The sequence below is a fragment of the Pseudomonas sp. 25 R 14 genome (assembly GCF_900004755.1).
Classification (GTDB): Bacteria; Pseudomonadota; Gammaproteobacteria; order Pseudomonadales; family Pseudomonadaceae; genus Aquipseudomonas; species Aquipseudomonas brenneri.
Map to the genome: position 1 here is coordinate 1 of NZ_CVTS01000045.1, position 6,866 is coordinate 6,866.

At 61.1% G+C, this 6,866-nt stretch carries 7 protein-coding genes and 1 pseudogene; 4 read left to right on the plus strand and 4 right to left on the minus strand.

Annotation, left to right across the window (positions count from 1 at the left end; translation table 11 throughout):
* Both BFQ03_RS14880 and BFQ03_RS14885 read left to right on the plus strand, forming a co-directional pair.
* A partial coding sequence (locus BFQ03_RS14880; RefSeq protein WP_139115697.1) for an ATP-binding cassette domain-containing protein occupies positions 1-306 on the plus strand: 306 nt, incomplete at its 5' end.
* 10 nt (positions 307-316) lie between these two features.
* Positions 317-1,672, plus strand: coding sequence for an HlyD family type I secretion periplasmic adaptor subunit (locus BFQ03_RS14885; RefSeq protein WP_032863460.1), 1,356 nt, complete (start codon positions 317-319; stop codon positions 1,670-1,672).
* A gap of 100 nt (positions 1,673-1,772) precedes the next feature.
* Here the strand turns inward: BFQ03_RS14885 and BFQ03_RS14890 are convergent, their stop codons facing one another.
* The gene (locus BFQ03_RS14890) at positions 1,773-2,369 is read right to left on the minus strand and encodes a tRNA-uridine aminocarboxypropyltransferase (RefSeq protein WP_032863461.1); all 597 of its coding nucleotides are present in this window, start codon (positions 2,367-2,369) and stop codon (positions 1,773-1,775) included.
* A 2-nt stretch (positions 2,370-2,371) separates the two neighbouring features.
* Entirely contained in the window at positions 2,372-3,265 is an 894-nt protein-coding gene (locus tag BFQ03_RS14895) for a LysR family transcriptional regulator (protein WP_032863462.1), read from the minus strand.
* A 287-nt stretch (positions 3,266-3,552) separates the two neighbouring features.
* On the opposite strand from BFQ03_RS14895, the gene speB reads away from it, so the two are divergent.
* Both speB and BFQ03_RS14905 read left to right on the plus strand, forming a co-directional pair.
* Complete coding sequence (speB, locus tag BFQ03_RS14900) at positions 3,553-4,503, plus strand: agmatinase (RefSeq protein WP_032863463.1); 951 nt, start codon at positions 3,553-3,555, stop codon at positions 4,501-4,503.
* 74 nt (positions 4,504-4,577) lie between these two features.
* Positions 4,578-5,960, plus strand: a complete 1,383-nt coding sequence (locus tag BFQ03_RS14905) for a sodium:solute symporter family protein (RefSeq protein WP_065943463.1) — start codon at positions 4,578-4,580, stop codon at positions 5,958-5,960.
* Positions 5,961-6,338: 378 nt separating this feature from the next.
* Here BFQ03_RS14905 and BFQ03_RS31000 read toward each other — a convergent pair whose 3' ends face one another.
* On the minus strand, positions 6,339-6,461 hold the full coding sequence (locus BFQ03_RS31000; protein ID WP_003210728.1) for a PA1414 family protein: 123 nt from the start codon (positions 6,459-6,461) through the stop codon (positions 6,339-6,341).
* Between the two features lie 139 nt (positions 6,462-6,600).
* Positions 6,601-6,866: pseudogene (locus BFQ03_RS30670) on the minus strand (hypothetical protein); the annotation flags it as partial.

Here is a 6,866-nt window from a genome sequence, read left to right on the forward strand (position 1 = left end):
CAGTTGTTGTCGGGCGGCCAACGCCAGGCCGTGCTGCTGGCGCGCGCGCTGCTGCTCGATCCGCCGATCCTGCTGCTGGACGAGCCCACCAGCGCCATGGACAACAGCAGCGAAGAAACCCTGCGCCAGCGCCTGGAAGTGTGGGTCAAGGGCAAGACGTTGCTCCTGGTCACGCACCGCACCTCGATGCTCAGCCTGGTCGACCGCTTGATCGTGCTGGACAACGGCCGCATCGTGGCCGACGGCCCCAAGGAAAGTGTGATCGATGCATTGCGCAAGGGCCGTGTCGGCTCGGCCGCGGTCTAGGAGCCCCACCATGTCAGCCACTCCCTCGTCACCGGGCTACTTCAAGAGTTTTGGCAAAACCGCCGACAGCGAATTCATGCCCGAACTGGCGGGCGCTTCGCTGCAGGATTCGCCGCGCCGTTCACGGATTATCGTGTGGCTTACCGCCGGTCTGATCATCTGCGCCCTGCTGTGGGCCAACTTTGCCGTACTCGATGAAGTGACCATGGGCGAAGGCAAGGCCATCCCGTCAAGCAAAGTGCAGGTGATCCAGAACCTGGAGGGCGGCATCGTCACCCAGATCTACGTGCGCGAAGGGCAGATGGTGGACAAGGGCGACAAGCTGCTGCAACTGGACGACACGCGCTTTCGCTCGAACAAGGGCGAAAGCGAAGTCGACCGCTATGCCCTCACCGCCCAGGTTGAACGCCTGTCCGCCGAGGCCGAGGGGCGGCCGTTCAAATTGTCCGATGAAGTGATCGCCAAGGCCCCGCAAGTGGCCGAGGACGAACGCTCGCTGTTTGAACAACGCCAGCGGCGCCTGAGCAGCGAGCAGCGGACCCTGACCGAACAGTTGCGGCAGAAAACCCAGGAACTGGCGGAGTTTCGTTCCAAGCAGGGCCAATTCAGCTCCAGCCTGGCGCTGTTGCAACAAGAGATGAACATGTCGGCGCCGCTGGTGGGCACCGGCGCGGTATCACCGGTGGAAATCCTGCGCCTCAAACGCAGCGCCGTGGAGATCCGTGGCTCGCTGAACGCCACGACCCTGGCGATTCCCCGCGCGGAGTCGGCGATCAATGAGATCAAGAGCAAGATCGACGAGTCGGTGCAGAGCTTTCGCTCGGAAGCGGCCAAGGAACTCAATGAAAAACGCACTGATCTGTCGAAAATCACCGCCACCAGCATCGCCATTGACGACCGCGTGAGCCGCACCACCGTGGTCTCGCCGGTACATGGGGTGATCAAGCAACTGAAGGTCAACACCATCGGCGGCGTGGTCCAGCCGGGCAGCGACATGGTGGAAATCGTGCCACTGGAAGACAACCTGCTGATCGAGGCCAAAGTGCGGCCCCAGGACGTGGCGTTTTTGCATCCGGGGCAGAAGGCGATGGTCAAATTCAGTGCCTATGACTACACCATCTACGGCGGGCTGGCGGCGAAACTGGAACTGATCGGCGCCGATACGATTACCGACGACAAGGGCAACAGCTTCTATCTGATCCAGGTGCGCACCGATAAGAACCATTTGGGCGGGGATAACAAACCGCTGCTGATCATTCCCGGAATGGTGGCGACGGTGGACATTATTACCGGGGAGAAAAGCGTGCTGGATTACTTGCTCAAGCCGGTGTTGAAGGCGCGGACGGAGGCGATGCGTGAGCGTTGAGGTGACTTTTGGGGGGCAGTCCATTGACCGCGTCGTTCAAGACATGCGCGGTCAATGTGGGAGCTGGCTTGCCTGCGATGGCCTCACCTCGGTGAGCCTGCTAATCACCCCCATGATTGCGCTGGAAAACCTCCTCCCCCATCGCCGCAATCTGCCCCTCGATCAACGCCTCGAACGGCCGCAACAACGGCTCGAATGACTGCGGCGCCTCCAGCACTTGCAACGCCTGCACGATCGCCTCCACCGTCGACAACGCTCCCGGCCCCGGCGCCTTGCGCAACCGATAACGGGACACGGCGCCCGCCGCCAGCGTCACCCGGGGCAACGCCGCCAGCAGCGGGTTGAGGTGCAGCAACTTGCGCGCCTTGCGCCAGGTGCCGTCGGGCACCACCAGCAGCAACGGCAGATCGGATGGGCTATACGCCTGCAACGGTTGCGCATCCTCGGCGGGAAACAGCAGCCGCGCCTGATACCCCGGCGGGTTGAGCAAGGCCGGCAAATCCTCGAACACTTCGCCCACCACCAGTTGCGCATTGAGCAACCCCAACGCGGCAAGGCGCGCAGTGTTGAGCGCGTGGTTGACCTCGCTGGGATGCTGCAGCAGCAACACCCGGGTGCGGCTGTCCAGGCTCGGGATCAACGCACAGAGGCAATGGGTGGTCGGCCGCAGGCAGCGGGGGCATTGGGGTCTGGACATGGTCAGGCCTGATTGAGCTGTGCTTTGAGTAAGTCGCGGAAGGTCTGGATCAACGGCTCGCGGCTGCGCCCACGGCGCATGATCATCGAAAACGGCGCCTGGTAGCCAAAAGTCGCCGGCAGCAGCACTCGCAAATCGCCCTTGTCGGCCCAGGCCTGGGCGTAGTGTTCGGGTAAATAGCCGACATAGGCGCCGGACAGCACCAGGATCAACTGCGCCTCCATGCTTTCCACCGTGGCAGCGCTGTGTTTGAAGCCATGGCGCGCCAGTTCCGCCTGGCTCCAGTAACCACGCCCGACCATGCGTTGCTGGGTAATCACCTGCTCCGGGATACGCCGCTCGCTGAACAGCGGATGCCGCGAGCTGCAATAGAGCCAGTGCTGTTCGCGGTACAGCGGCATGTAGACCAAGCCACTCATACGGTTGGAAAAAGCGCCGATGGCCAGGTCCAGGCGGTTGTCCTGCACCCCCAATTGCAACTCGTAGGGGCTCATCACCGACAAGTGCAAATGCACCGCCGGGTGCTCAAGGCTGTAAGCACCAATGACTTCGGCGAATGGCAGAGCCTTGTCGCTGACGGTGGAGTCGAGCACACCCAGCTTGAGCGTGCCGCGCAACTCGCCCTTGAGCGCCGCCGCATATTGCTCGAAGCCCTCCAGTTCGCCCAGCAGGCGCAGGGTTTCCTGATGAAACAACTCACCCTTGCTGGTCAGGCTGAAACCGCCACGCCCGCGATGGCACAGCACCAGGCCCAATGCGCCTTCCAGCTGGCTCATATAGGTGCTGATGGCCGACGTCGACAGGTTGAGTTCGTGCTGGGCAGAGGCAAACCCCTGGTGGCGTACGACGCTGACGAAGATACGCAGCAGTTTCAGGTCGGGTAAAGCGCTGGCCATGGAACCTCCAGGCAAAAAAATCGGCTGACATAGCCCCCCTTGTAGGAGCGAGCTTGCTCGCGAAAAACGTTAACGATGGCGCGTGCATTCAGAATGCATGCGGCGCTCTCTGGTTTTTCGCGAGCAAGCTCGCTCCTACAGGGAACGGGTTCGGCAATCCGGTGGAGTCTACCTCAGGCATTAGTTCATAAAAATCTGAACTAAGTATTTCCCCACAGCGATTCTTCCCTTGCCCGGCATTTCGCAGAATCAGCCTCTGATAAACACAACAACGATGAGGCACTCCCGTGGACAAGATCTTTCACCAACCACTGGGCGGCAACGAAATGCCGCGCTTTGCCGGCATCGCCACCATGATGCGCCTGCCCCACCTGCAAACCGCTGCCGGCCTGGACGCCGCCTTTGTCGGCGTGCCCCTGGACATCGGCACCTCGCTGCGTGCCGGTACCCGTTTCGGGCCCCGCGAGATCCGTGCCGAGTCGGTGATGATCCGCCCCTACAACATGGCCACCGGCGCTGCGCCGTTCGACTCGCTGTCGGTTGCCGACATCGGTGATGTGGCGATCAACACCTTCAACCTGCTGGACGCCGTGCGCATCATCGAAGAATCCTACGATGAGATCCTCAAGCACGACGTGATCCCGCTGACCCTGGGTGGCGACCACACCATCACCCTGCCGATCCTGCGGGCGATCCACAAGAAGCACGGCAAGGTCGGGCTGGTGCATATCGATGCCCACGCCGACGTCAATGACCATATGTTCGGCGAGAAAATCGCCCACGGCACCACCTTCCGCCGGGCCGTCGAAGAGGGCCTGCTCGATTGCGACCGCGTGGTGCAGATCGGCCTGCGCGCCCAGGGCTATACCGCCGAAGACTTCAACTGGAGCCGCAAACAGGGGTTCCGTGTGGTCCAGGCCGAAGAGTGCTGGCACCAGTCCCTTGCGCCCTTGATGGCCGAAGTTCGGGAAAAGGTCGGCGGCGGCCCGGTGTACCTGAGTTTCGACATCGACGGCATCGATCCGGCCTGGGCGCCCGGCACCGGCACCCCGGAAATCGGCGGGCTGACCACTATCCAGGCGATCGAGATCATCCGTGGCTGCCAGGGCCTGGACCTGATTGGTTGTGATCTGGTGGAAGTTTCGCCGCCCTACGACACCACCGGCAACACCTCGTTGCTGGGCGCCAACCTGCTGTACGAAATGCTCTGCGTGCTGCCTGGCGTCACGCACCGTTGATGTAAGACCGATAAACCGGCGGCGCTTCCCGCCGCCCGGACACCTATAAAAATAATAATGGGAGACTCGCCACTATGGCTCTGGATCTATTCGTCGTACTCATCTACGCCGCCGGCATGCTCGTGCTCGGCTATTACGGCATGCGCCGGGCCAAGACCCATGAAGACTACCTGGTCGCCGGTCGCAACCTGGGGCCGACGCTGTACATGGGCACCATGGCCGCGACGGTGCTCGGTGGCGCATCCACCGTGGGCAGCGTGCGCCTGGGTTATGTCCACGGTATTTCCGGCTTCTGGCTCTGCGCAGCACTGGGTGCGGGGATCATTGCGCTGAACCTGTTCCTTGCCAAACCCTTGCTCAAGCTGAAGATCTTCACCGTGACCCAAGTCCTGGAGCAGCGCTACAACCCCATGGCCCGCCAGGCCAGCGGACTGATCATGCTGGCCTATGCGCTGATGCTGGCGGTGGCCTCGATCCTGGGGATCGGCACCGTGATGCAAGTGATGTTTGACCTGCCATTCTGGGCAGCAATACTGCTGGGCGGCGTGGTAGTGGTGATCTATTCGACCATCGGCGGCATGTGGTCGCTGACCTTGACCGATATCGTGCAATTCGTGATCAAGACCGTCGGCCTGATGTTTATCCTGCTGCCGATCTGCCTGTACCGCGTGGGCGGCTGGGATGAGCTGGTGGCCAAGCTACCGGCGGCCAGCTTCAGCTTCACCAGTATCGGCTGGGACACCATCCTCACCTACTTCATGATCTATTTCTTCGGCATCCTGATCGGCCAGGACATCTGGCAGCGGGTGTTTACCGCCCGTGACGAAAAGGTCGCCAGGTATGCGGGCACTTTCGCCGGTTTCTACTGCATCCTCTACGGCCTGGCCTGCGCATTGATCGGCATGGCGGCCCACGTGCTGATCCCAGACCTGGGCAACGTCAACAACGCCTTCGCCGCCATCGTCAAACTGTCGTTGCCCGATGGCATCCGCGGCCTGGTGATCGCTGCGGCGCTGGCTGCCATGATGTCCACCGCCAGTGCCGGCCTGCTCGCAGCATCCACCGTACTGACCGAAGACCTGCTGCCACGCCTGCGCGGCGGCAAACAGTCGAGCCTGAACATCAACCGCCTGTTCACCCTGCTCACCGGCATCGCCGTGTTGGGTATCGCCCTGGTGGTCACCGATGTGATCAGCGCACTAACCCTGGCCTACAACCTGCTGGTAGGCGGCATGCTGATCCCATTGATCGGGGCAATCTACTGGAAACGTGCCACCACCTCGGGCGCAATCAGCGCTATGGCACTGGGCGTCACCACGGCGTTGGTGTTCATGATCAAGGATGGCTTGGAGGCAAACACACCGATCTACTACAGCCTGGGTGTGAGCGTGGTGAGTTTCGTGCTGGTGAGTGTGCTGTCGCGTCGACCAGAGGCCACGGCGGCCGACGCAGCCTGAGCAAGGCTTTCTTCAGCGGGTGCGACGTCGGTTGTCGCATCCGTTTTTTTGTTTACTGCCCAGTTTTTTCAAAAAGGTCGTCGCACTCGTCACAGGCAAAACTGTTAACAAACGACATAGCCCTGTCCTCCTTCCTTGAAGAGGGCAGGAATATAAAGCGTGCAAATACAGAAAAGGTCGAGGAAACAGACAAAAGGAAACGTCCGACCAGAGCACTTCCAGAGTCAGACAAAACGAACGCAACTTAATTTAGGAACCAGGTCTTCGACCGGTACAGGGCTATCGCATACAAGCACGCACGCCCCAATCTACTGTGATCCAGGGACAGTGTGACGAGTGATCGCGCCCAAACACCAATGTCTGAGCGCTTTTCAGGCCTTACCTGCGACGCGGACGGCGCTGTTCGTCATCGGTGCGGATAGGCACCGGTTGCAGCGGTGGCTCGATCAAGCCAAGTGCGACGCCGAGGTCGTGCAGCCAGTTTTGCAGTTTTTCTTTCATGGTGCCCCCTTTGAGGGTAGTGCTGAGCAGCTGGAATTCTGTGGCTGCTTCCTACAGATAGTAGTACTAAGTCCCACGCAATGCTTGCTTGAAACCGCAACGAACCATTACTGAATTGATACAAATCCTGACGGGCCGGTCAGGCAATCGCGCGGGGCTCTTGTGCCTGCCGCGTCTTGCCCTCTTGCTGCAGGTCAATCCATGCATTGAGATTAGCCCCGAGCATGCCCTTGCGCCACATCAGCGAGGTGGTGGCATGGGCTTGGCATTGGGGGCTGCCGCTCCTGGCGTGTGCATGCAGTTGGTGATGCACGCTTGCGGGTAGTCGCGCCTCACGGTGCGCAACCCAACACGGGCCTGCTGACCGCGTGTTTTGCGCGAGGGAAGTGGCTTGATAGTGGCGGG

What these genes read in the sequence shown, in the direction of transcription:
- BFQ03_RS14885 (WP_032863460.1), top strand. Translation starts at nt 317, where the DNA reads ATGTCAGCCACTCCCTCGTCACCGGGCTACTTCAAGAGTTTTGGCAAA.
- BFQ03_RS14890 (WP_032863461.1), bottom strand. Translation starts at nt 2,369, where the DNA reads ATGTCCAGACCCCAATGCCCCCGCTGCCTGCGGCCGACCACCCATTGC.
- BFQ03_RS14895 (WP_032863462.1), bottom strand. Translation starts at nt 3,265, where the DNA reads ATGGCCAGCGCTTTACCCGACCTGAAACTGCTGCGTATCTTCGTCAGC.
- BFQ03_RS14905 (WP_065943463.1), top strand. Translation starts at nt 4,578, where the DNA reads ATGGCTCTGGATCTATTCGTCGTACTCATCTACGCCGCCGGCATGCTC.
- BFQ03_RS31000 (WP_003210728.1), bottom strand. Translation starts at nt 6,461, where the DNA reads ATGAAAGAAAAACTGCAAAACTGGCTGCACGACCTCGGCGTCGCACTT.